Raw genomic sequence first — 22094 nt, 5'->3', positions numbered from 1 at the left:
GTTTGCCAATGGCTGACCGCAACAGACTTCGCACCGCCGGACGTGCTGTTCGGAGGGAAAACAACGCCTTGCCCATGCCATGGGCGCCAAGGTGCACAGACGACGAAACACCGATGTCGGCCCGCGCAGAACAAATGCTACACTTCCGCCTGACGGTTGGCCCGATCACAGGGAGTTGCATCAATGCTGCGAAATCCCTGCCCGCTTCCGACCGCGTGGTCAGTCACTGGACGGCCCCTGCCTGCGCTGGAACCGGGTTGCCCCGGCCGGATCATCCCAAGGCCAGCATCTTAGCAGCGCGACCGAACCGCTGCAGGTTTTCAGGCTCTATTAGTCTACGCCAATGGCCCCGCCCGGGCAAGGACAACCGCTGCGAGAGGATCCGCGGGGCAGGCGGCTTTGAAGGCGAAATCGGTCTGAACGGGGGCGGGCGATTGCCCCCCGCCGCCATCTTGCCTATTGCTTGGGCTTTGACGATCCAGCGGGACGGAACGGCATGAAGATCATCATCTGCGGGGCAGGGCAGGTCGGCTGGCAGATCGCGCGGCATCTCTCGGTCGAGCGCAACGACGTGACCGTGATCGACAACAATGCCGAGCTGGTGCGACGGGCGACCGATGCGCTGGACGTGCAGGGCGTAACCGGCTTCGCCAGCCATCCCGACGTGCTGGACCGCGCAGGTGCCCGCGACGCCGACCTGATCATCGCCGCGACCCATTCGGACGAGGTGAACATGGTCACTTGCCAGGTAGCCCATTCGGTGTTCCAGATCCCGCGCAAGATCGCCCGGCTGCGCAGCGCCGCCTATCTGGATGCGATCTATTCCGATCTCTACCGCACCGAGCATCTGCCCATCGACGTGGTCATCAGCCCCGAGCGCGAGGTGGCGCAGGCGGCGATGCAGCGGCTGTCGGCACCCTCGACCTTCGATGCCGAGACCTTCATGGGCAACCGTGTCCACCTTTTGGGTATCGCGCTGGACGAGGACAGTCCGGTGCTGAACACGCCCCTGCGGCAGTTGAACGAGATCTTCTCAAGCCTGCGCGCCATCGTCGCCGGTGTGCGCCGCGATGGCCGGCTGTTCGCGCCCGAGCCGGGCGACCAGCTGTTTGCCCATGACCAGATCTATGTCTTTGCCCATGCCGAGGATGTCGACCGGGCGCTGGAGATCTTCGGCAAGCCCACCGAGAAGCAGGAGCGCGTGGTCATCATCGGCGCCGGCAACGTGGGCCTTGCCGTGGCCCGCGCGCTTGAGGCGCGGCCCGAACGCGTCCGCGCCAAGCTGATCGAGCGCGACCGGCACCGGGCCGAGGCAGCGGCAGACGCGCTCGAGCGGACCATCGTGCTGAACGGCGACGGGCTGTCCGCCGAATTGCTGGAAGAGGCCGCGGTGCCGCGCGCCGATGCGGTGCTGGCGATCACCGATGACGACAAGACCAATATCCTCGCCTCGGTCCGGGCCAAGCAGGCGGGGGCGAAGCTCGCCATCGCGCTGATCAACGACCCGACGCTGGTGCCGCTGATGTCGGCACTGGACATCGACGCCTATATCAACCCGCGCGCCACGACCGTCTCGACCATCCTGCGCCATATCCGCCATGGCCGGGTGCGCGACATCTATTCCATCGGTGATGCAGAGGCCGAGGTGATCGAGGCGCAAGTGCTCTCGACCTCGCCGATTTCCGGTCGGGCGATCCGCGACATCGAGTTTCCCGAAGGCGTGCTGATCGGCGCGGTGCAGAAGGGTGAAAAGGTCCTGAAGCCCAGCTCGGACATGCGCATCGAAGAGGGCGACATCGTGCTGATCTTCGCCCTGTCCGCCGATGTTCCCGAGGTCGAGCGCCTGCTTCAGGTCTCGATCGACTTCTTCTGAGGCCGCGCCCATGTCGGTCCTGATCCGCCTGCCACTGATCGTGATCCTTGCCGGGATCGGCGCCTTGGCGATGCTGATCCCGGCGGTCTATGCCTCGGTGATGGATTTCGACGCCATCGCCCGGCACTTCTTCTATTCCAGCATCCTGTTCCTGATCCTCGCGTGCATCCTTGGCATCGCCACCGCCGCCAACCCGGCCGGTCCGCGCGCCCGCTCGATGCTTTTGACCATGGTGGCGACCATGGGTCTGCTGCCGCTGATGCTGGCGGTCCCCTTCTCCGAAAGTATGCCCGATACCGGCCTCTTCAACGCCTGGTGGGAGATGGTGTCATCGCTGACCACCACCGGGGCCTCACTCTATTCTGCCGACCTTCTGCCGCTGCCCCTGCATCTGTGGCGGGCGCTGGTCGGCTGGATGGGTGGGCTGTTCATGCTGGTCGCCGCCATCGCCATCCTCGCCCCGCTGCGGGTGGGCGGGTTCGAGCTGATGTCCTCTCCCTATGGCCGGCAGGAATATTTCGAGCGTCTGCCCAAGTCGGCGAACCCGCGCGAGATCCAGCCGCACCTGTCGAATCCCTCCTATCAGACCGAACTGGTCGACCCCGCCTACCGCGTGCTGCGCGCGGCGCAGGCGGTGGCACCGGTCTATGCCGGGCTGACGCTGGTGATGTGGGTGATCCTGCTGCTTCTGGGAGACAGCTCCATCGTGGCGCTGTGCCGGGCGATGGGGACGCTGGCCACGTCGGGCATCACACCGGTCATCGGTCATGCCGCCGACGGCTCGGGCGTGGCGGGCGAGGTGGTGGTCTTCCTGTTCCTGATCCTCGCCCTGTCGCGGCGCTTCTGGCCGGGAGGGGGCGAGCTGCGCTCGACCGAGCGGGTCATCGACGACCCCGAGTTGCGGCTGGCCGCCGGGATCGTGCTGATGGTCGCGCTGGTGCTGTTCGCCCGCCATTTCATCGGTGCCATCGACGTGGCCAAGACCGGCGCGGACGAAGCGGTCGCAGGCCCCGCGTCGCATCCGTTCGAAAGCGTGGTGAAGGGCGCGGCCGCGGCCTGGGGGGGCCTCTTCAACGGCCTCAGCTATCTGACCACGACCGGCTGGAACAGTGCCGACTGGCAGGGCGCGCGAACCTGGTCGGGACTGTCCTCGCCGGGCCTGATCCTGGCCGGGCTGGCGATCTTTGGCGGTGGCGTGGCGACCACGGCGGGGGGCGTCAAGCTGCTGCGTGTCTATGCCCTTGCCCGGCACGGCGAACGCGAGTTGGAGCGGATCATCCATCCCCGCTCGATCGCCGGGGGCGGGCGCATGGCCCGGCGGCTGCGGCGCGAGGGGGCCTACCTAGCCTTCATCTTCTTCATGCTCTTTGCCATGTCGATTTCGGTGGTGGTCACGCTGATGTCGATCCAGCAGATCGAGTTCGAGACCGCGACGATCCTGTCCATTGCCGCGCTGACGAATACCGGCCCGCTGGCCGGCGCCATCCCCCTGACGCCGACCTTCGAAGGCACCGCCGGCATCGCTTCGGCCCCCTGGGAGGGATGGTCTGGCCTGTCGATCTTCAACAAGTCCATCCTCGCCGGGGCGATGATCGTGGGACGGCTGGAGACGTTGGCGATTCTGGCCCTGTTCACGCCCGACTTCTGGCGTCGCTGAGCGTCTCGCGGCGAAAACCCGCTGCAAAAAGGCATCGTCACTGTATCGGATTTGCCAGAGGCGCGAATAAAAAGTGCTGTTGCCCTTGTGCCGACCCATGGGTTCGGATGATGTCAAGTAACTTGCAAGCGCGCTGCGCTGCGCCTACACCTTGATATATAGACCAACTTTAGCAGGCAGGTTGAGACCAGATGGCTGGCGACAAGCAGAACCTTCAGGACGCATTTCTCAATCATGTCCGCAAGGCCAAGGTGCCGGTCACGATCTTCCTGATCAATGGCGTGAAGCTGCAGGGCGTCATCACCTGGTTTGACAATTTCTGCGTGCTTCTGCGCCGCGACGGTCAATCGCAGCTTGTTTACAAGCACGCGATCAGCACGATCATGCCGGGGCAGCCGATCAGCCTCTACGAAGGCGAGGACTGATTGGCCGAACCCACCTCGACCGAGGCCCGGCCGACACGCGCCTATGTGATCCATCCCGACCTCGCAGATCGGCGCACCCAGCGGCGCGAACCCGAACATGCGCTGGCCGAGGCCATTGCGCTGGCCTATGCCCTGCCCGGAACCGAGATCGTCGGCTCCGAGGTCGCGCGGCTGCGCAAGCCCGATGCCGGGCGGCTGTTCGGCAAGGGCAAGGTCGCCGAGATCGGCGAGCGACTGGCCGAGGCCGAGGTCGACCTTGTGCTGATCGACGGCCCGGTTACGCCGGTCCAGCAGCGCAACTTGGAAAAGGCCTGGGAGGTCAAGCTTCTGGACCGGACCGGGCTGATCCTAGAGATCTTCGCCGACCGCGCCCGCACGCGCGAGGGTGTGTTGCAGGTGGAACTGGCCGCCCTCAGCTATCAGCGCACCCGGCTGGTCCGGGCCTGGACCCACCTTGAACGCCAGCGGGGCGGGCTGGGATTTGTCGGCGGTCCGGGGGAAACCCAGATCGAGGCCGACCGCCGCGCCATCGACGAACAGATGACCCGTCTGCGCCGGCAGTTGGAGCGCGTGGTGAAGACCCGCACCCTGCACCGCGCCGCGCGGGCCAAGGTGCCCTATCCGATCGTCGCGCTGGTGGGCTATACGAACGCCGGAAAATCGACGCTGTTCAACCGGCTGACCGGGGCCGAGGTGCTGGCCAAGGACATGCTGTTTGCGACGCTCGACCCGACCATGCGCGCCATTCGCCTGCCGGATGCTCGTGGGGGCGCGCAGGGACGCAAGATCATCCTCTCCGATACCGTGGGCTTCATCAGCGACCTGCCGCATGAACTGGTCGCCGCCTTCCGCGCCACGCTGGAAGAGGTGCTGGAGGCCGACCTGATCCTGCATGTCCGCGACATCAGCCATCCCGAGACCGAGGAACAGGCGGCGGATGTGGCCGAGATCCTCGACGGGCTGGGCGTGGACGAGGACGTGGCGCTGATCGAGGTCTGGAACAAGATCGACGCGCTGTCCGCCGATACCCGCGCCGCCCTGCGCCGCACCGATTCGCGGACCGAGGGGGTGCAGGCCGTCAGCGCACTGACCGGCGAGGGGCTGGACGATCTGATTGCCGCCATCGACGCCCATCTGGGAGAGGCGCTGGACGAGCCGCGCTATCCGGGGCAGGTGGTGCTGCCCTTCTCGGACGGTCGCCGCCGGGCCTGGCTGCACGAGGCCGGCGTCGTCGAGCGCGAAGAGGCCGGCGAAGACGGGCTGCATCTGGAGCTGCGCTGGACCGAACGGCAGAAGGCGACCTATGAGGCGCTGAGCGGCGGCGACGCGGAGTAGGGCCGCAGGGATCGCGCCGGTCCTGCCCCCTTGCACCCCTCGGGTCCGCGCGCCAGACTGCCGAGCATGACCGAACCGCTGCCGCCTCTGCCGATCCTGCCCGACCCCGAAGCCGTCAGCCTGACCCGTGCGGTGACGGGCCTTGACCAGTTCGGGCAGCCCGTCGAGCTTCGGGTGGTCGAGGAGCGGCCGATGACCATCTGGCTGAATGCCCGCGAGATCGTCACCGCGATGACCATCGGCGATCATCCCGACTATCTGGCGCTGGGGTTCCTGCGCAATCAGGGGATGCTGAAGTCGGATGAGGTTGTGACCGGCGTCGAGTTCGATGCTGAAGCCGAGGCGGTCGTGGTGCGCACCGCCACCCAGACGGATTACGAGGACAAGCTGTCGCGCAAGACCCGCACCTCGGGCTGTGCCGTGGGCACGGTCTTTGGCGACATGATGGAGGGTATCGCGGGGTTGCAACTGCCTGCGGCCGAGGTTCGCACCAGCTGGCTCTATGCTCTGGCGCGCCAGATCAACACGCTGCCCTCGCTCTATCTCGCGGCCGGGGCGATCCATGGCACGGTGCTGTGCCAAGAGGATCGGGTGCTGGTCTATATGGAGGATGTCGGGCGCCACAATGCCGTGGACAAGATCGCCGGCTTCATGTTCCGCCACGGCGTCGATGGCGCGGACAAGATCCTCTACACCACCGGGCGGCTGACCAGCGAAATGGTGATCAAATGCGCCCAGATGGGCATTCCGGTGCTGGCCTCGCGCTCTGGGTTCACCGGCTGGGGCGTCGAGATCGCGGGTCAGGTCGGGCTGACGCTGATCGGACGGATGCGCGGGCAACGCTTCACCTGTCTGGCCGGGGCCGAGCGACTGGTTTTCGATGCCGATCTGGCCTCGGTTCCCGAGGAAGACCGCAAGCACCGGCGCAAGAGTGCCGCCGATGACTAGGCTGCCGGGGGTCATTCTGGCGGGCGGGCGAGCGACGCGCATGGGCGGCGGCGACAAGGGGCTGCGACTTGTCGGCGGTGAAAGCCTGATGGATCGGGTGATCGCGCGGCTGGGCGCGCAATGCGCGGCCTTGGCGCTGAACGCCAATGGCGATGCGGGGCGGTTCGACGCCCTTGGCCTGCCGGTGCTTCCGGACAGTATCGAGGGCTTCGCAGGACCGCTGGCCGGGGTTCTGGCCGGGGTCGACTGGGCGGCGGGGCAGGGGGCGGATGCGATCATCACCGCCGCCGCCGATACGCCCTTCTTTCCCGAGGATCTGGCGGCGCGGTTGCAGGCCGCTGCCGGGCCGCAGGGTCTGGCGCTGGCGGCGAGCCCCGACGAGGCCGGCGTGATCCGCCAGCATCCGACCTTCGGCCTCTGGCCCGTGGCGCTGCGCGAGGATCTGCGGGCGGCGCTGCAGGGCGGTTTGCGCAAGATCGTCCTCTGGACCGAAGGCCACGCGGCGGGGCGGGCGGTCTGGTCCTCGGACCCCTATGATCCCTTCTTCAACGTCAACACGCCCAGGGATATCGCCACGGCGGAAAGGTTGATCGGCGCATGAAAATCTTTGGCATCACCGGGCAGAAGAATTCCGGCAAGACCAACCTGACCGGGCGGCTGATCCATGAATTCCGCCAGCGCGGGCTGACGGTCAGCGCGATCAAGCACGCCCATCACGCCGCCGATATCGATGTCGAGGGCACCGACAGCTTTCATCTGCGGGCGCAGGGGGCGGGGCAGGTGATCCTGTCGACGCCGGCCCGTTGGGCGCTGATGACCGAACTGCACGTCGCGGCAGAGCCGATGCTGAGCGATCTGATCGCGCATCTGGAACCCTGCGACATCGTGCTGGTCGAGGGCTACAAGACCGCGCCGCATCCGAAGATCGAGTGCCACCGGCCCGAGACCGGGCGGCCCTTGCTGGGCGAGGGCTATCACATCATCGCCGTTGCCTCCACCGCAGCGCCCGAGACGGCGCTGCCGGTTCTGGGCCATGACGACACGGCGGCGCTGGCGGATTTTGTCTGGGACCATGCGCAGGTGATCCGGTGAACCGCCCCGAGAAATCCTCGATGCCGCCGGGGGTCGACTGGCTGCCGGTGGCCGAGGCGCAGGCGCGGCTGCGGGCGGCGCTCTCGCCGCTCGAGGGGGTGGAGGAGGTGACGACGGGCGAGGCCCTGGGACGGGTGCTGGCAGCGGATGCTTTTGCCCGGCGGTCGAACCCGCCACGGGCCAATTCGGCGGTGGATGGGTTCGGTTTTGCCCATGCGGATGCCGGTGAAGAGATGCCGCTGGCCGAGGGCCGGGCAGCGGCGGGTCAGCCTTTTACTGGCGCGCTTCCCACGGGGCAGGCGGTGAAGATCCTGACCGGTGCGATCCTGCCGGAAGGCGTGGATACGGTGGTCCTGCAGGAGGAAAGCCATGCGAATGGCGGGCGCGTCCGCTTCGATCGCATCCCGAAGCGCGGGGCGAATACCCGCATGGCCGGCGAGGATATGGCCGAGGGCGCACTGGCGCTGCCTGCGGGGCGGCAGCTGACGCCCGCCGATCTGGCGCTGGCCTCGGCCCTGGGGATCGCGCGGCTTTCGGTGCGGCTAAGGTTGCGCGTCGGCGTGCTGTCGACCGGCGACGAGATCATTGCCCGGCCCGATTTGCCGGCGCTGCCACATCAGATCTGGGATGCGAACCGGCCGATGCTGCTGGCCTTGGCGCGGGGCTGGGCGGCGGAACCTGTCGATCTGGGCCATGCGCCTGATGATCCCGCTGCCATCGCGGCGGCGCTGGACCGGGGCGCGCGGGACTGCGACCTGATCCTGACCTCGGGCGGGGCCTCGGCGGGAGACGAGGATCATGTGAGCCGCCTGCTGACCGAACAGGGTGATCTGACGGCATGGCGGATTGCAATGAAGCCAGGGCGGCCCTTGGCGTTGGCCTTCTGGCAGGGCGTGCCGGTGATCGGCCTGCCCGGCAATCCGGTCGCGGCGCTGGTCTGCGCGCTGATCTTTGCCCGCCCCGCCGCCAGCCTGATCGCCGGCGCGGGCTGGCGCGAGCCGCTGGCCTTTACCGTTCCCGCCGCGTTCAGCAAATCGAAACGCCCCGGCCGGCGCGAATACCTGCGCGCCCGGCTGAACGTGGATGGTGCGGTGGAAGTGTTCGAGTCGGAAGGCTCGGGCCGGATCAGCGGGCTTAGCTGGGCCGAGGGGCTGGTCGAACTGCCCGACGGTGCGGTCGAGATCGCGCCCGGAACGCCCGTCCACTATCTGCCATTTGCCCATTTTCAATGATTGACCCAAGCAAGGACGCTTCATGCGACATGTTCTGATTTCCGCCCTTTTCGCCGCCACCCTGCCGCTGGCGGCCATCGCGCAGGAGGCCGCCGCCCCCGAGGCTGCCGAGGCACCCGCCGAGATCGCCAATGGGCAGGCCTTTGACGACTGGACCGTGCGCTGCGAGGCACTGGGGGTGAACCGTACCCGCTGCATGTTGAGCCAGCGGATCTCGATGCGCGAGACCAACCAGCTCTTGGCCGAACTGCTGGCTTTCTGGACCGATGACGGGAAACAGATCCTTGTGGCGCAGGTGCCGGTGGGTGCTCACCTGCCCTCGAGCTTCGTGCTGCAACCCGAAGGTGCGACCGAGGAAGAGCAGCTTCCCTTCATCTGGCAGGCCTGCAGCCCGCAGATCTGCGAGGCGGTGAACCTGCCTGATCAGGCGGCGCTGGACCGATTGACCAGGGCCGAGCAGGTGCTGGCGGGATACCGCCCCGCCGTGGGTGCCGAAATGGCGGTTTTCCCCATCTCCGCCAAAGGCTTGACCGAAGGCATGGCGGCGCTGAAACCGGCTGCGTCAACCGAGTAAGGCGGATGGGGCTTGCCAAACCGGCCAGCCCTGCGCCACTGTCACCGCCATGACGCCGAACCGCAGAGTTCGGCCAGAGAACAATCACAGGGAGACGTTTCGATGACCAAATTCTTGAGCGCGCGGGCCATGCTGCTCGCCTCGGCACTGGCCTTTGCGCCGGCGGCTTTTGCCGAGACCCCGGCGGATGTGCTGGTGGTGGCCCATACGATCGATGACATCATCAGCCTTGACCCGGCGCAGTCCTTCGAATTCTCGGGCAATGACGTCAACAACAACACCTATGACCGTCTGGTCGATTTCGACCCGCTGGATCTGGACAAGGGCTTCCAGCCGAGCCTCGCCGAAAGCTGGGAGGTCAGCGAGGACGGTCTGTCGATCACCTTCACCATGCGCGAGGGCGTCAAGTTCCACTCGGGCAATCCGGTCCGGGCCGAGGATGCCGCCTGGTCGCTGCAGCGCGCGGTGAAGCTGGACAAGACCCCGGCCTTCATCCTGACCCAGTTCGGCTTCACCGCCGACAATGTCGAGACGAACATCAAGGCGGACGGCAACAAGCTGACGGTGACGATGGACAAGCCCTATGCGCCCAGCTTCGTGCTGAACTGCCTGACCGCCAACATCGCCAGCGTGGTGGATAAGGAACTGGTGATGCAGCATGTCGAAGGCGAGGACATGGGCAATGCCTGGCTGTCGAACAACGATGCCGGCTCGGGCGCCTATGTGCTGGCGGGTTGGACCCCGAACGAGGCGGTGCAGCTGACCGCCTTCGCCGATTACTTCCAGGGCGCGCCGAAGATGGCGCGGGTGATCGTGAAGAACGTGGCAGAATCCAGCGCGCAGCGCCTGCAGCTCGAGGCCGGCGATATCGACGTGGCCCGCAACCTGACGCCGACCGATGTTGACGCGGTTTCGACCGTCGAGGGCATCAAGGTGCAGGACGAGCCGCGCGGCCGTATCCTCTACATGGGTCTGAACCAGAAGGACGAGGTTCTGGCCAATCCCAAGGTCGTCGAGGCGATGAAATATCTCGTCGATTACGAGGGCATCGCCGGCAGCTTCCTGAAGGGCCAGTTCATGGTGCATCAGGCCTTCCTGCCCTCGGGCTATCTGGGCGCGCTGGACGAGAACCCCTATACCTATGATGTCGCCAAGGCCAAGGCGCTGATCGAGGAAGCCGGCATGTCCGGCAAGACCATCACCACCAAGGTCCGCGACCTGCGCGAATATGTCGACGTGGCGCAGGCGCTGCAGGCCAGCATGGCCGAGGCCGGGCTGACGCTGAACATCGAGCAGATGACCGGCGCGCAGGTGCTGGACGCCTATCGCGCCCGCGAAGTGCCGATCTTCCTTGGCGAATGGGGCCCGGATTATTCCGACCCGAACACCAATGCCGCGACCTTCGCCTATAACCCCGACAACAGCGACGAGGCCAATGCCACCGGCCTTCTGGCCTGGCGCAACGCCTATGCCGTGCCCGAGGCGATGGGCAAGGCAACGGTCGATGCCACGCTGGAGCAGGATGGCGACAAGCGCGCCCAGATGTATATCGACCTGCAGAAGCAGTATCAGGCCGAGGCGCCGATCGTGCCGCTGTTCCAGCGGATCGAGCCGACCGGGCTGCGCGATGGGGTCGAGAACTGGAACTCGGGCAAGGCGGTGACTTCGGTCATCTATCGCGCGGTTACCAAGGGCGAATAAGCCTTGAGCAGCACCGAAAGCGGTGCCGAGGGGGGGCGGGCTTCAGGCCCGTCCCCCGTTGGCCCATCCCCCGCCGGTCCTTCAGCCGCTGACCGCCGCGCCGCCACCCTGCGCCGGCTGAAACGCATTGGCGGGGTGATCCTGTCGCTGGTCCTGACGCTTCTGGGGCTGTTGCTGGTCACTTTCATCATCGGACGGGTCATGCCCATCGACCCCGTGCTGAAAGTGGTCGGCGACCGCGCCACGCAGGCGCAATATGATGCCGCCTATCTGGCCATGGGGCTGGACAAGCCGCTGTATGTGCAATTGATCGGCTATATCGGCGACGTGCTGCAGGGCGATTTCGGCAAGTCGATCTCGACGGGGCAGCTGGTCATCAACGACATCAAGCGGGTCTTTCCGGCCACGGTCGAGCTGGCCACGCTTGGCACGCTGATCGGTGTGCTGGTCGGCGTGCCGCTTGGCGTCATCGCCGCCGCCCGCCGGGGTGGCTGGGTCGATCAGGTCGCGCGCGTCGTGGCGCTGGTCGGTTATTCCATGCCGATCTTCTGGCTGGGCCTGATGGGCCTGTTGATCTTCTACGGCATACTTGGCTGGGTCGGCGGACCGGGCCGGCAGGATATCATCTATTCCGGCATGGTGCCGAATGTGACTGGCCTCTTGATGGTCGACAGCCTGATCGCCGGAGACTGGGGCGCGTTCAAGGATGCGTTTTCCCACATCATCCTGCCCGCCAGCCTGCTTGGCTATTTCAGCCTCGCCTATATCAGCCGCATGACCCGCAGCTTCATGCTGGAGCAGCTGTCGGCGGAATATATCACCACGGCGCGGGTCAAGGGCCTGTCGGAACGCGCGGTGATCTGGCGTCACGCCTTCCGCAACATCTCGATCCCGCTGATCACGGTGATCGCGCTCAGCTTCGGCTCTCTGCTCGAGGGTTCGGTGCTGACCGAGATCATCTTCAGCTGGCCCGGCCTTGGTCAGTATGTGACCAAGGCGCTGCTGGCTGGCGACATGAACGCGGTTCTGGGCGGCACGGTGGTCATCGGCACTTGCTTTGTCGGGCTGAACCTACTCAGCGATCTTCTCTATCGCGTGCTGGATCCGAGGTCGAAATGAGCGACGTGCAATTCCAAAGCCGCCGCGACTGGCTGCTGACCGATGCGCCGCAGACCCGCCGGCAGGCGCGGCTGGGGGCGATCTATCAGGGCTGGCTGACCTTCCGCGCCAACAAGCTGGCGATGTTCGGGCTGGTCATCCTGATCATCCTGATCGTCATGGCGGTGTTTGCGCCATGGCTGGCGCCCTATAGCCCGTTCAGCCAGAACTTGGCCGACCGGCTGCAACCGCCCTCGGCGGCGCATTGGCTGGGCACCGATCATCTGGGCCGGGATATCCTGTCGAGGCTGATCCACGGCTCGCGCATCACGCTGTTCATCGTGGGCACCGTGGCGCTGATCGCGCCGGTGATCGGGTTGTTCATCGGCACGGTGGCGGGCTTTGCCGGCGGCTGGGTCGATCAGGTTCTGATGCGGATCACCGATATCTTTCTGGCCTTCCCCAAGCTGGTGCTGGCGCTGGCCTTTGTCGCGGCGCTTGGCGCGGGCATCGGCAATGCGGTTCTGGCGCTGGCGATTACCGCATGGCCACCCTATGCGCGACTGGCCCGGGCCGAGACGCTGACCATCCGCAATGCCGATTTCATCGCCGCCGCGCGCCTTCAGGGGGCGGGGCCGATGCGTCTGCTGATCGGGCATATCTGGCCGCTCTGCGTCAGTTCGCTGATCGTGCGGGTGGCGCTGGATATGGCGGGCATCATCCTTTCCGCCGCCGGTCTGGGTTTCCTTGGCCTTGGCGCGCAGCCGCCGATGCCGGAATGGGGGGCGATGATCTCGGACGGGCGGACCTATATCCTCGATTTCTGGTGGGTCGCGGCCATGCCGGGTCTGGCGATCTTTATCGTCTCGCTGGCCTTCAACCTCTTGGGTGACGGCTTGCGCGACGTGCTGGACCCGAAGGGGGCCAAGGAATGAGTGCGCCGCTGCTCTCCGTGAAGAACCTGCGCGTCGCCTTTCCGACCCGTCAGGGCGTGTTCGAGGCGGTGCGCGGTGTCAGCTTTGACCTGGGCCGCGAACGGCTTGGGGTGGTGGGTGAATCCGGTTCGGGCAAATCGATGACCGGGCGCGCGGTGCTGGGCCTTGTCCGCCCGCCCGGCAAGGTCAGCGCCGACAAGCTGGAGCTGGAGGGGCAGTCGATCCTGAACCTGCCCGAGCGGCAGATGCGCGCCATTCGTGGCAATCGCATCAGCATGGTCATGCAGGACCCCAAGTTCAGCCTGAACCCGGTGATGAAGATCGGCGACCAGATCATCGAGGCCTATCGCCTGCATGCCGGCGGGGCGAAGGATGCCGCCCGGCAGAAGGCGCTGGAGATGCTGCGCGCGGTGCAGATCCGCGACCCCGAGCGGGTTATGGGCGCCTATCCGCACGAGGTGTCGGGCGGCATGGGCCAGCGCATCATGATCGCCATGATGCTGGCCCCCGATCCCGAGATCCTGATCGCCGACGAGCCAACCAGCGCGCTGGATGTCTCGGTGCGCACGGAAGTGCTGAACATCATGGACGGACTGGTGCGCGATCGCGGTATGGGGCTGATCTTCATCAGCCATGACCTGAACCTCGTGGCGCAGTTCTGCGACCGGGTGCTGATCATGTATGCCGGCCGCATCGTCGAGACGCTGGCCGCCAAGGATCTGCACAATGCCCGCCATCCCTATACGCAGGGCCTGTTGAACAGCCTGCCGCGGCTCGATCACCCGGTCGAGCGGCTGGCGGTGCTGCAGCGGCAGGACAGCTGGCGCGACGGGCCGCTGGAGGGTGAGCGAACCGAAACCGATTTTCCGGGGGGCCTCTGACATGTTGAGGGTTGATGACCTGGATGTCTGGTTCGGCTTTCCGCCCGACCGGGTCGATGCGGTCAAGCGCGCCAGCTTCAGCGTGGCCGAGGGCGAAAGCTTCGGGCTCGTGGGCGAATCCGGCAGCGGCAAATCCACCATTCTGCGCGCCATCACCGGGCTGATCGACAGCTGGTCCGGCACCATCGAGGTCGCCGGGCAGGCGGTTGCCGGACAGAAGCGCGACCGGGCGTTCCACAAGACCGTGCAGATGGTGTTTCAGGACCCCTATGCCAGCCTGCACCCGCGTCATTCGGTCGACCGGGTGTTGTCGGAAACGCTGAAGTTGCAGGGCATGGGCGATATCGACAGCCGCATCACCCGGCTTTTGGAGGACGTCGGTCTGGGGCAGGGCTTCCGCTTCCGCTATCCGCACCAGCTGTCGGGCGGGCAGCGTCAGCGCGTCGCCATCGCCCGGGCGCTGGCGGCGGAACCCCGGCTGCTGCTCCTGGACGAGCCGACCTCGGCGCTGGATGTCAGCGTGCAGGCCGAGATCCTGAACCTGCTGACTGATCTGCGGGCCGAGCACGGGCTGACCTATGTCATGGTCAGCCATGACCTGTCGGTCGTGGGCCATATGTGCGACCGGCTGGCGGTGATGCGCGGCGGGCGGATCGAGGAGATCATGACCGTCGATCAGTTGCGTCACGGCGGCGCGACCGAGGATTATACCCGGCACCTGATCGCCGCCAGCGCGGGCTATGAGCGCGCGTGAAACACCGTCGCTTGCGTAAATAATTCAGTAAGCTGCCCGAATCGAAAACAATAATAAATTTGATTCAATATCAGAATCGAATTAAAATATAGTTACATAAACTGCAATATTTCAATATGGTGTCGATATGCATCTGACGCATCCTCAGTGGTTCGTCGGGCGGATGGCGCGTGGCGCTGAACCCGATTCACCCGACCCGGCTGACGAGCCGCCGCACATGCCCGAATTCCACGAAACCGAGCCTGATCTCGACCCGCATCATCCGCGCTTTCGGGATCGCGAGCATCCCTATGACGACGGCAATGCCGCCGGGCTGGCGGCCAATGTGATGCGCATCTTCGGGCTGATCCGCTAGACCCCGCAACGCCAAGGCTTGCACCCCCGGACCCGATGGCTAGGTTGCGCGCGAGATCGCAAATCGGGACGGAGGCTCATCCATGCAGCGTGTGATACTGGGCGGCAGCGATGTCGAGGTCAGCGAGATCTGCCTTGGCACCATGACCTTCGGCAACCAGACCAGCGAGGCCGAGGCTCATGCCCAGATGGATGCGGCGCTGGAGGCCGGGCTGACCTTTCTCGACTGCGCCGAGATGTATCCGGTGAACCCGATCCGGCGCGAGACCGTGGGCCGATCCGAGGAGATCATCGGCAGCTGGCTGGCGAAAACCGCCAACCGCAACCGGGTCGAGATCGCCACCAAGATCACCGGGCCGAGCCAGATGGTGAACGGCAATACCCCCTTTGACGGCAAGGCGGTGACGGCGGCGATCGACAGATCGCTGACCCGGCTCGGCACCGATCGCATTGACCTTTACCAGCTGCACTGGCCGGTGCGCGGCTCCTATGCCTTCCGCCAGAACTGGAGCTATGACCCTTCAGGGCAGGACCGGGAACAGACGCTTGACCATATGCGCGACGTGCTGGCGGCGCTGGCGGCTGCGGTGGCGGCGGGCAAGATCCGCGCCGCCGGCTTGTCGAATGAAAGCGCATGGGGGCTGACGCGCTGGCTCGACATGGCAGAGGCGACAGGCGGGCCGCGCATGGCGGCGATCCAGAATGAATATTCGCTGCTCTACCGACCCTACGACACCGATCTGGCCGAGGTGGCGGTGAACGAGGATGTGACGCTGCTATCCTATTCGCCGCTGGCAGCGGGGCTGCTGACCGGCAAGTATCAGGAGGGCTCGCTGCCCGATGGCAGCCGCGCGGCGGTGGACAAGGCCCAAAGGGGCTTGGGCAATCTCGGCGGGCGCAAGACCGCGCGCGGGCTGGAGGCGGTCGCGGCCTATCACCAGCTGGCCGAGGAACATGGCTGGGACGCGTTGCATTTCGCCATTGCCTGGCAATTGACCCGGTCCTTCAAGGTGGTGCCGATCATCGGAGCGACGACCGTGGCGCAGCTTTCGCATCTTCTGGCCGGTGCCGACCGGCGCATGGACCGCGACCTCGCCAAGGCCATCGACCGGCTGCACAAGGCGCATCCGCAGCCCTATTGATGAAACCTCTCCGGTGGTTATCTTGTTGAGGCAAGAACCAAGACGGGGGCCGGGGAATGGCGGGTGATCCATATGCAGCTTTGGGCGTATCCAAGAGTGCCAGCGATGCCGAGATCAAGAAGGCCTATCGCAAGATCGCCAAGACCGATCACCCCGACCTGAACCCCGATCCGGCGGCGGGCGAGCGGTTCAAGGCCGCCTCGGCCGCCTATGACCTGCTGAAAGACCCCGAGCAGCGCCGGCGCTTTGATGCGGGCGAGATCGACGATCAGGGCCATGAGCGGCCGCAGCAGCGCTATTACCGGCAACATGCCGAGGCGGCGGGCAATCCCTATGCGCAGGATTACGGCTTTGGCGGCGATCCCGACCTGTCGGATGTGTTCGGCGATCTCTTCGGCCAGCGCGGCGGCGGGCGTGGCGGGCCGGGGCAGGGCGGCTTTCGCGGCTTCGGCGGCGGGCCGGGCGCGGGCCAGCGCGAGGCCGATTTCACCATGCGCGGGCAGGACCACCGTTTCCAGCTCGAGGTCGATTTCCTGACCGCCGCCAAGGGCGGCAAGACCCGGATCACCATGCCCGATGGCAGCGATCTGGAAGTCTCGATTCCGAAGGGCGCGCATGAGGGTCAGACCATCCGGCTGAAGGGCAAGGGCGGTCCTGGCTATGGCAAGGGCGGCGCGGGCGATGCCTACCTGACGCTCAGCGTCGGCCAGCACCCGGATTTCGTGCGCGAGGGCGATGACATCTTCACCACCCTGCCGATCTCCATCGACGAGGCGGTGCTGGGCGGCAAGGTCGCCGCGCCGACCATCGACGGGCCGGTGAACCTGACCATCCCCAAGGGCGCGACCACCGGGCAGAAACTTCGCCTGCGCGGTCGCGGGGTGAATGGCGGCGACCAGCAGGTCGAGCTGAAGGTGGTGATGCCGCCGCAGGTCGATGACGATCTGGCCGCGTTCATGGAAAACTGGCGCAAGACCCATGCCTATGACGCCCGCGCCAAGAGGAAGGGGTGAACCGATGAGCCGCACCTATACCGAAGCCGAAGCCATCGCCGCCATTGATGATCTCGACGGTCCGCGTCTGATCGCCTTCGTCCGCGCCCGTATCGTCCAGCCGGTGCAGGCCGAGGGCCAGCAGCTTTACCGCGAGGCCGATCTTGCGCGGCTGCAACTGCTCTGCGATCTCAGCGATACCTATGAGCTGCACGAGGATGCGCTGACCATGGTGATGTCGCTGGTCGATCAGCTCAGCACCATGCGCGGCGACATGCGGGCGCTGATGCAGGCGGTCGCCACCGAGCCCGACGAGGTGCGCACCCGCATCCATACCGTGGTGCGGCGGCTGCGCTGACGGCCATGGCCGAGCGGCGGCATTTCGAGGAGGGCGGGGCTGGCTACGCGCGTCATCGCCCGACCTATCCGCCGGTCCTGGCCGGGGCGCTGGCCGCGCTGACTGCCGGTCGCGGACAGGCGCTGGATGTGGGCTGCGGTAACGGTCAGCTGACCGTGCTGCTGGCGGCCGAGTTCGACCGGGTGACGGGCACCGACATCAGCGCCGACCAGATCGCCCATGCCGAGCCGCGCCCGAACATCGACTATCGCGTCGAACCGGCCGAAGCGAGCGCGCTGACGGATGGTTCGGTCGATCTGATCGTCGCGGCGCAGGCGGCGCATTGGTTCGACCTGCCGCGCTTCTATGCCGAGGTCCGCCGGCTGGCCGCGCCGGGTGCGGCGCTGGCGCTGGTCTCCTATGGCGTGCCGGAATTGGCCGGACCGGCGGCTGAGCGGTTCCGGCGCTTCTACTGGGGCGATATCCACCCCTTCTGGCCCGAGGGGCGCGCGCATGTCGAACAGGGCTATGCCTCGCTGGATTTCCCTTTTTCCGAGCTGTCGATCCCGCCGCTGGTGATCGAGCGGGATTGGTCGCTCGAGGCGCTGGCTGGCTATGTCGAGACATGGTCGGCGGTGAAGGCGGCGACCAAGGCCGGGCAGGGCGAGATCGCCGAGACCGCGATGGAGGAGATCGCCGCGCTCTGGGGCGATCCGGGGACCGAGTACCGGATCAGCTGGCCGATCACCGGGCGCTTTGCCCGGCTGGATTGATCAGTCGTCGCGCCGCCCGCCGCGCCCGCCGCGACGCTTCTTCAACCGGGGTTTGCGCTCGGGCAGTTCGGCCAGAACCGCCCGGCGCATGTCGTCATTCATCCCGGCCCATTGGGCGATCTCGGTCAGGGTGCGATAGCAGCCGACGCAAATCCCCTCCTGCGGGTGAATCACACAGATGTTCACGCAGGGGCTTTGCGGTTCCATTCGGGTCCAGACGGGCGGTTCCAGCTTCATCGGCGGCACTCTAGGCGGCGGTTCGGCGGATGCAAGCCACCGATCCGCCCAGCTTTCACGTCAGGGCAGCGGGTGATGCGCCGAAAGCGCCCTGTCTCCGCCCGGTTTCGACCTTAAAGGTGCCGCAGCCGGTCCAGCGCGCCCTGCAGGATGTAACCGGCGGCCACCTGATCGATCACCTCGGCGCGGCGCTTGCGCGAGGTGTCGCCCTCCAGCAGCGCACGCTCGGCGGCGACGGTCGACAGGCGCTCGTCCCAATAGGTGACGGGTAGATCGGTCAGTCCGGTGAGGTTCCGGGCGAAGGCACGGGTCGATTGCGCCCGCGGGCCCTCGCTGCCATCCATGTTGCGCGGCAGGCCAAGGACGATCCCCGAAAGCCCGCGCTCATCCACGATGGCCAGCATCGCCTTGGCGTCCAGAGTGAATTTCTGCCGCTTGATGGTCAGAAGCGGCGTCGCCACCTGCCGCAGCCCGTCGCTGACCGCCACGCCAATGGTCTTGGTGCCCAGATCCAGCCCGACCAGCCCGCCGGCGCGGGGCAGGGCGGCGGCGAATTCTTCGATATCCTCGAAGATCATTCGACCAGCCCCGCTTCGCTTGCGGCCTTCGTCACCACGTCCAGAGCCTCGGGCTGGGCGGCAAAGCGGCTCTGCGCCTCGCCCCAGATCTCGGCGGCATGGTCGCGATGGCCCAGCACAACCAGCGCGCCAATGAGCCGCGCCCATTCCTCGGGACTGCCGCCCTCGGACGCCAGCCGCTCTTCCAGTTGCTTGACCATGCCGGTGATCATCTCCTGCCGGTCGGCATCGCTCATCCCCTCGGCGGCGGCCATGGCCTCGGCATCGGGGCCGGGCAGGGCGGGCATGGCGGTTTCCGGCGGGGTATAATCCGGCTGCCCCGCCAGCCAGGCCAGGTCGGGGATCGCGGCGCGGATCGGCGCGATCCAGGGCGCATCGGCCGGGCCTTTTTCCAGAAGATCGCGCCAGATCGGGAAGGCGCGGTCGGGCCGACCGTTCTGCGCCTGCAGGAGCCCCAGCATATAGCGGGCCTGTGCATTCCCCGGATCGATCCGCAGCGCGCGGGCCATTTCGTCCTCGGCTTCGGGGGTGATCAGCCCGCCCGCCGCCTCGACCAGTTGCGAGGCTAACATCGCATGTTCGCCGGCGCTGGCCTCGGGCCCCTTCACCTCGATCAGGTGGCGCTGCGCGGTGATGGCGGCGTCAAGATTGCCAAGCCGGGTCTCGTGCATCGACAGAAGCGCCAGCCCTTGTGGATCGTCGGGCGTCTTGGCGACGGCCTCGCGTAGTTCCTCGATCAGCGCGGCATAATCGGCATCGATCTCGCCCCGTTTCAGCGGCGGTGCGGCGGCCTCGGCCTCGGACTGGCTGGGGCGGCTGTCATAGACGGCTTCCGCGGCGGCAATGCGCTCGGCCAGCGGCAGGTCGGGCATGCCGGGCACGCCCTCGCGCTCGTAAAGCCAGACCGCGCCGCCCAGCACCAGCGCCAGCGCCAGAACCGCGCCGATCCAGCCAGAGCGGCGGCGCGGGGCCGGGCTTTCCTCGCCGGCGCGGCGGTCGGCCTCCAGCACCTTGCGACCGATCTCGCGGCGCAGCCGCTCGGCCTCCTCGGCGCTGATGACGCCACGGGTCAGGTCACGCTCGACCTCGCGCAGCTGGTCACGATAGACCTGCAGGTCGAACCTCGCCGCCGTCTCGGCCCCGGTATCGCCGCGCGTGCGCCAGACCGGCGTCAGGATCGCCAGACCGACGATGACAACCAGAGCGGCGCAGAAAAACCAAAACATCATCGGCAACTTCCCCCTTGCCCTGCCGACCTAGCCGCTTTGCGGCCCTGGCAAAAGCCCCGGCTGCGCAAAACCGCGCGAGGGCGTGTCGCATTTCGCCATGATCTGCCGCTTCACGCCTTGAGTGTGGCCCCCCTGCCGGGCCATGGTGGCCGCGACACCAAGCCGGGGAATCCACCATGCCCACGCCCGCCCGTTCCGGCCGCTATTCGGTCTTTGCCATCGCACGCGAGGCGCTACGCCAGCATTCCGGCTGGAACCGGGCTTGGGCCAGCCCGACGCCGCGCGACAAGTACCAGGTGGTGATCGTCGGTGCCGGCGGGCATGGCCTCGCCACCGCCTATTACCTCGGCAAGAATTTCGGCATCACCGATGTGGCGGTGATCGAGAAGGGCTGGCTGGGCGGCGGCAATACCGGTCGCAACACCACCATCATCCGCTCGAACTACCTGCAGGATCCCTCGGCGGCGATCTATGACAAGGCGCTGAAGCTTTACGAGAACCTGTCGCAAGACCTGAACTATAACGTCATGTTCAGCCCGCGCGGCCTGATCATGCTGGCCCAGACCGAACATGAGGCCCGCGGCTACAAGCGCACCGTCCATGCCAACCTGCTGCAAGGGGTCTCGACCGAGTGGATCGACGCCAAGCGGGTGAAGGAACTGGTGCCGATCATGAACATCGACGGGCCGCGCTACCCGGTGCTGGGCGGGCTTTACCAGGCGCGTGGCGGCACGGCGCGGCATGACGCGGTGGCCTGGGGCTATGCCCGGGCCTGCAGCGACATGGGCATGGACATCATCCAGAATTGCGAGGTCACGGGCGTCGAGACCGAGGGCGGGCAGGTCCGCGCGGTGAATACCTCGAAGGGCCGGATCGGCTGCGACAAATTGGCGCTGGTCGTCGCCGGCCATTCCAGCCAGCTGGCCGAGATGGCCGGCTTCCGCCTGCCCATTGAAAGCATCGCTTTGCAGGCGCTGGTCAGCGAGCCGATCAAGCCCTGCATGGATGTCGTGGTCATGGCCAACACCGTTCACGGCTACCTGTCGCAATCCGACAAGGGCGAGATGGTGATCGGCGGCGGCACCGACGGATTCAACAATTACACGCAGCGTGGCAGCTGGCACCATGTCGAGGAAACCGTGCGTGCGCTGGTCGAAACCTTCCCGATGCTGTCGCGGCTGAAGATGCTGCGGCAATGGGGCGGCATCGTCGACATGACCGGGGACCGCTCGCCGATTCTCTCGACCACGCCGGTCGGCGGGGTCTTCGTCAACTGCGGCTGGGGCACCGGCGGGTTCAAGGCGATTCCGGGGTCGGGCTGGGCCATGGCCGAGCTGATCGCCAAGGGCCAACCCGGCCCGCTGTCGGCGGAATTCGGCCTGAACCGCTTCCGCGAGGGGCGGTTTATCGACGAATCCGTCGCCGCCGGCGTGGCGCATTGAGCGGGGACGGTTGATGATTGTCAGTTTTCAGGGAACCTTTGTGCCACCGCGCGAATTGAGCGGCCACAGACCTGCCAAAGCCACAAAGGGATTATCATGGCTGAACAAAAGAATAACTCGCTCTGGTTCATCGTTGGCGGCATCCTCGTCGCGGTGCTGGTCATCTTCTGGCTCATGGGTGGTGGCGAGGAAACCGCAGCGACCGACGCTGGCGACACCACGGTCACCGTTGAAACCACTGAAGCCCCGGCCGCTGACGCTGCTGCCGATGCGGCTGCCGGCGCTGCCGATGCCGCCGCTGGCGCGGCTGATGCCGCTGCCGACGCTGCCGGTGAAGCTGCCGATGCCGCGACCGACGCTGCGGCCGATGCTGCCGACGCGACCGCTGATGCGGCTGCCGATGCTGCCGATGCCAGCGCTGACGCTGCTGCCGACGCCGCGGATGCCGCTTCCGACGCTGCTGCGGAAACCACCGCTCCGGCTCCGTCGAACTGATCGGGCACTG

24 protein-coding genes are annotated in these 22094 nt (G+C 66.5%); 21 read left to right on the top strand and 3 right to left on the bottom strand.

Annotation, left to right across the window (positions count from 1 at the left end; genetic code table 11):
* Positions 1-496: 496 nt before the first annotated feature.
* From trkA to Q1A36_RS14210, 19 genes are all read left to right on the top strand, one after another.
* Positions 497-1873 (top strand): Trk system potassium transporter TrkA, encoded by a 1377-nt coding sequence (gene trkA, locus Q1A36_RS14300; RefSeq protein WP_299845374.1) that lies wholly within the window; start codon positions 497-499, stop codon positions 1871-1873.
* A 10-nt stretch (positions 1874-1883) separates the two neighbouring features.
* The gene (locus tag Q1A36_RS14295; RefSeq protein ID WP_299845371.1) at positions 1884-3530 is read left to right on the top strand and encodes a potassium transporter TrkG; all 1647 of its coding nucleotides are present in this window, start codon (positions 1884-1886) and stop codon (positions 3528-3530) included.
* A 191-nt stretch (positions 3531-3721) separates the two neighbouring features.
* Complete coding sequence (gene hfq / locus Q1A36_RS14290; protein WP_020949330.1) at positions 3722-3955, top strand: RNA chaperone Hfq; 234 nt, start codon at positions 3722-3724, stop codon at positions 3953-3955.
* Complete coding sequence (hflX, locus tag Q1A36_RS14285; protein ID WP_299845364.1) at positions 3956-5290, top strand: GTPase HflX; 1335 nt, start codon at positions 3956-3958, stop codon at positions 5288-5290.
* Between the two features lie 66 nt (positions 5291-5356).
* Complete coding sequence (locus tag Q1A36_RS14280; RefSeq protein ID WP_299845362.1) at positions 5357-6238, top strand: formate dehydrogenase accessory sulfurtransferase FdhD; 882 nt, start codon at positions 5357-5359, stop codon at positions 6236-6238.
* On the top strand, positions 6231-6839 hold the full coding sequence (mobA, locus tag Q1A36_RS14275) for a molybdenum cofactor guanylyltransferase MobA (protein WP_299845359.1): 609 nt from the start codon (positions 6231-6233) through the stop codon (positions 6837-6839). Before Q1A36_RS14280 ends, mobA begins: the two co-directional genes overlap by 8 nt.
* Positions 6836-7330, top strand: a complete 495-nt coding sequence (gene mobB, locus Q1A36_RS14270; protein WP_299845356.1) for a molybdopterin-guanine dinucleotide biosynthesis protein B — start codon at positions 6836-6838, stop codon at positions 7328-7330. Before mobA ends, mobB begins: the two co-directional genes overlap by 4 nt.
* On the top strand, positions 7327-8562 hold the full coding sequence (locus Q1A36_RS14265; protein ID WP_299845352.1) for a molybdopterin-binding protein: 1236 nt from the start codon (positions 7327-7329) through the stop codon (positions 8560-8562). Before mobB ends, Q1A36_RS14265 begins: the two co-directional genes overlap by 4 nt.
* A 22-nt stretch (positions 8563-8584) precedes the next feature.
* The gene (locus tag Q1A36_RS14260; RefSeq protein WP_299845350.1) at positions 8585-9136 is read left to right on the top strand and encodes an invasion associated locus B family protein; all 552 of its coding nucleotides are present in this window, start codon (positions 8585-8587) and stop codon (positions 9134-9136) included.
* A 102-nt stretch (positions 9137-9238) separates the two neighbouring features.
* Positions 9239-10837 (top strand): ABC transporter substrate-binding protein, encoded by a 1599-nt coding sequence (locus Q1A36_RS14255; protein ID WP_299845347.1) that lies wholly within the window; start codon positions 9239-9241, stop codon positions 10835-10837.
* 126 nt (positions 10838-10963) lie between these two features.
* Positions 10964-11956 (top strand): ABC transporter permease, encoded by a 993-nt coding sequence (locus Q1A36_RS14250; protein WP_366141583.1) that lies wholly within the window; start codon positions 10964-10966, stop codon positions 11954-11956.
* The gene (nikC, locus tag Q1A36_RS14245) at positions 11953-12870 is read left to right on the top strand and encodes a nickel transporter permease (protein WP_299845344.1); all 918 of its coding nucleotides are present in this window, start codon (positions 11953-11955) and stop codon (positions 12868-12870) included. The genes Q1A36_RS14250 and nikC overlap by 4 nt, the downstream gene beginning before the upstream one ends.
* A complete protein-coding gene (locus Q1A36_RS14240; protein WP_299845341.1) occupies positions 12867-13751 on the top strand; it encodes an ABC transporter ATP-binding protein in 885 nt (294 codons plus the stop codon). Before nikC ends, Q1A36_RS14240 begins: the two co-directional genes overlap by 4 nt.
* 1 nt (position 13752) lies before the next feature.
* Positions 13753-14505, top strand: a complete 753-nt coding sequence (locus Q1A36_RS14235) for an ABC transporter ATP-binding protein (RefSeq protein WP_299845338.1) — start codon at positions 13753-13755, stop codon at positions 14503-14505.
* A gap of 163 nt (positions 14506-14668) precedes the next feature.
* Positions 14669-14860 carry a hypothetical protein gene (locus Q1A36_RS14230; RefSeq protein WP_299845335.1) on the top strand — a complete coding sequence of 64 codons (192 nt, stop codon included), beginning with the start codon at positions 14669-14671 and terminating at the stop codon, positions 14858-14860.
* A gap of 82 nt (positions 14861-14942) precedes the next feature.
* On the top strand, positions 14943-16001 hold the full coding sequence (locus Q1A36_RS14225) for an aldo/keto reductase (protein ID WP_299845332.1): 1059 nt from the start codon (positions 14943-14945) through the stop codon (positions 15999-16001).
* Positions 16002-16057: 56 nt separating this feature from the next.
* On the top strand, positions 16058-17014 hold the full coding sequence (locus Q1A36_RS14220; RefSeq protein WP_299845329.1) for a DnaJ C-terminal domain-containing protein: 957 nt from the start codon (positions 16058-16060) through the stop codon (positions 17012-17014).
* Positions 17015-17018: 4 nt separating this feature from the next.
* Positions 17019-17351 carry a hypothetical protein gene (locus Q1A36_RS14215; protein ID WP_299845326.1) on the top strand — a complete coding sequence of 111 codons (333 nt, stop codon included), beginning with the start codon at positions 17019-17021 and terminating at the stop codon, positions 17349-17351.
* 5 nt (positions 17352-17356) lie between these two features.
* The gene (locus tag Q1A36_RS14210) at positions 17357-18103 is read left to right on the top strand and encodes a class I SAM-dependent methyltransferase (RefSeq protein ID WP_299845323.1); all 747 of its coding nucleotides are present in this window, start codon (positions 17357-17359) and stop codon (positions 18101-18103) included.
* Here Q1A36_RS14210 and Q1A36_RS14205 read toward each other — a convergent pair whose 3' ends face one another.
* The 3 genes from Q1A36_RS14205 to ccmI all read right to left on the bottom strand — a co-directional run bounded on the left by Q1A36_RS14205 (position 18104) and on the right by ccmI (position 20147).
* Positions 18104-18334 carry a DUF1289 domain-containing protein gene (locus Q1A36_RS14205; protein WP_299845415.1) on the bottom strand — a complete coding sequence of 77 codons (231 nt, stop codon included), beginning with the start codon at positions 18332-18334 and terminating at the stop codon, positions 18104-18106. It abuts the gene before it with no gap.
* 119 nt (positions 18335-18453) lie between these two features.
* Positions 18454-18918 carry a Holliday junction resolvase RuvX gene (ruvX, locus tag Q1A36_RS14200; RefSeq protein ID WP_299845320.1) on the bottom strand — a complete coding sequence of 155 codons (465 nt, stop codon included), beginning with the start codon at positions 18916-18918 and terminating at the stop codon, positions 18454-18456.
* Entirely contained in the window at positions 18915-20147 is a 1233-nt protein-coding gene (gene ccmI / locus Q1A36_RS14195) for a c-type cytochrome biogenesis protein CcmI (protein ID WP_299845317.1), read from the bottom strand. Before ccmI ends, ruvX begins: the two co-directional genes overlap by 4 nt.
* Positions 20148-20323: 176 nt before the next feature.
* On the opposite strand from ccmI, the gene Q1A36_RS14190 reads away from it, so the two are divergent.
* Positions 20324-21589, top strand: a complete 1266-nt coding sequence (locus Q1A36_RS14190; protein WP_299845314.1) for a sarcosine oxidase subunit beta family protein — start codon at positions 20324-20326, stop codon at positions 21587-21589.
* A 96-nt stretch (positions 21590-21685) separates the two neighbouring features.
* Positions 21686-22084: a hypothetical protein gene (locus tag Q1A36_RS14185; RefSeq protein WP_299845312.1), complete on the top strand. Its 399-nt coding sequence runs from the start codon at positions 21686-21688 to the stop codon at positions 22082-22084.
* Positions 22085-22094 lie beyond the last annotated feature (10 nt).

This window comes from uncultured Paracoccus sp. (genome assembly GCF_947487305.1).
Classification (GTDB): Bacteria; Pseudomonadota; Alphaproteobacteria; order Rhodobacterales; family Rhodobacteraceae; genus Paracoccus.
This window is presented reverse-complemented; position numbering and strand designations above follow the sequence as displayed.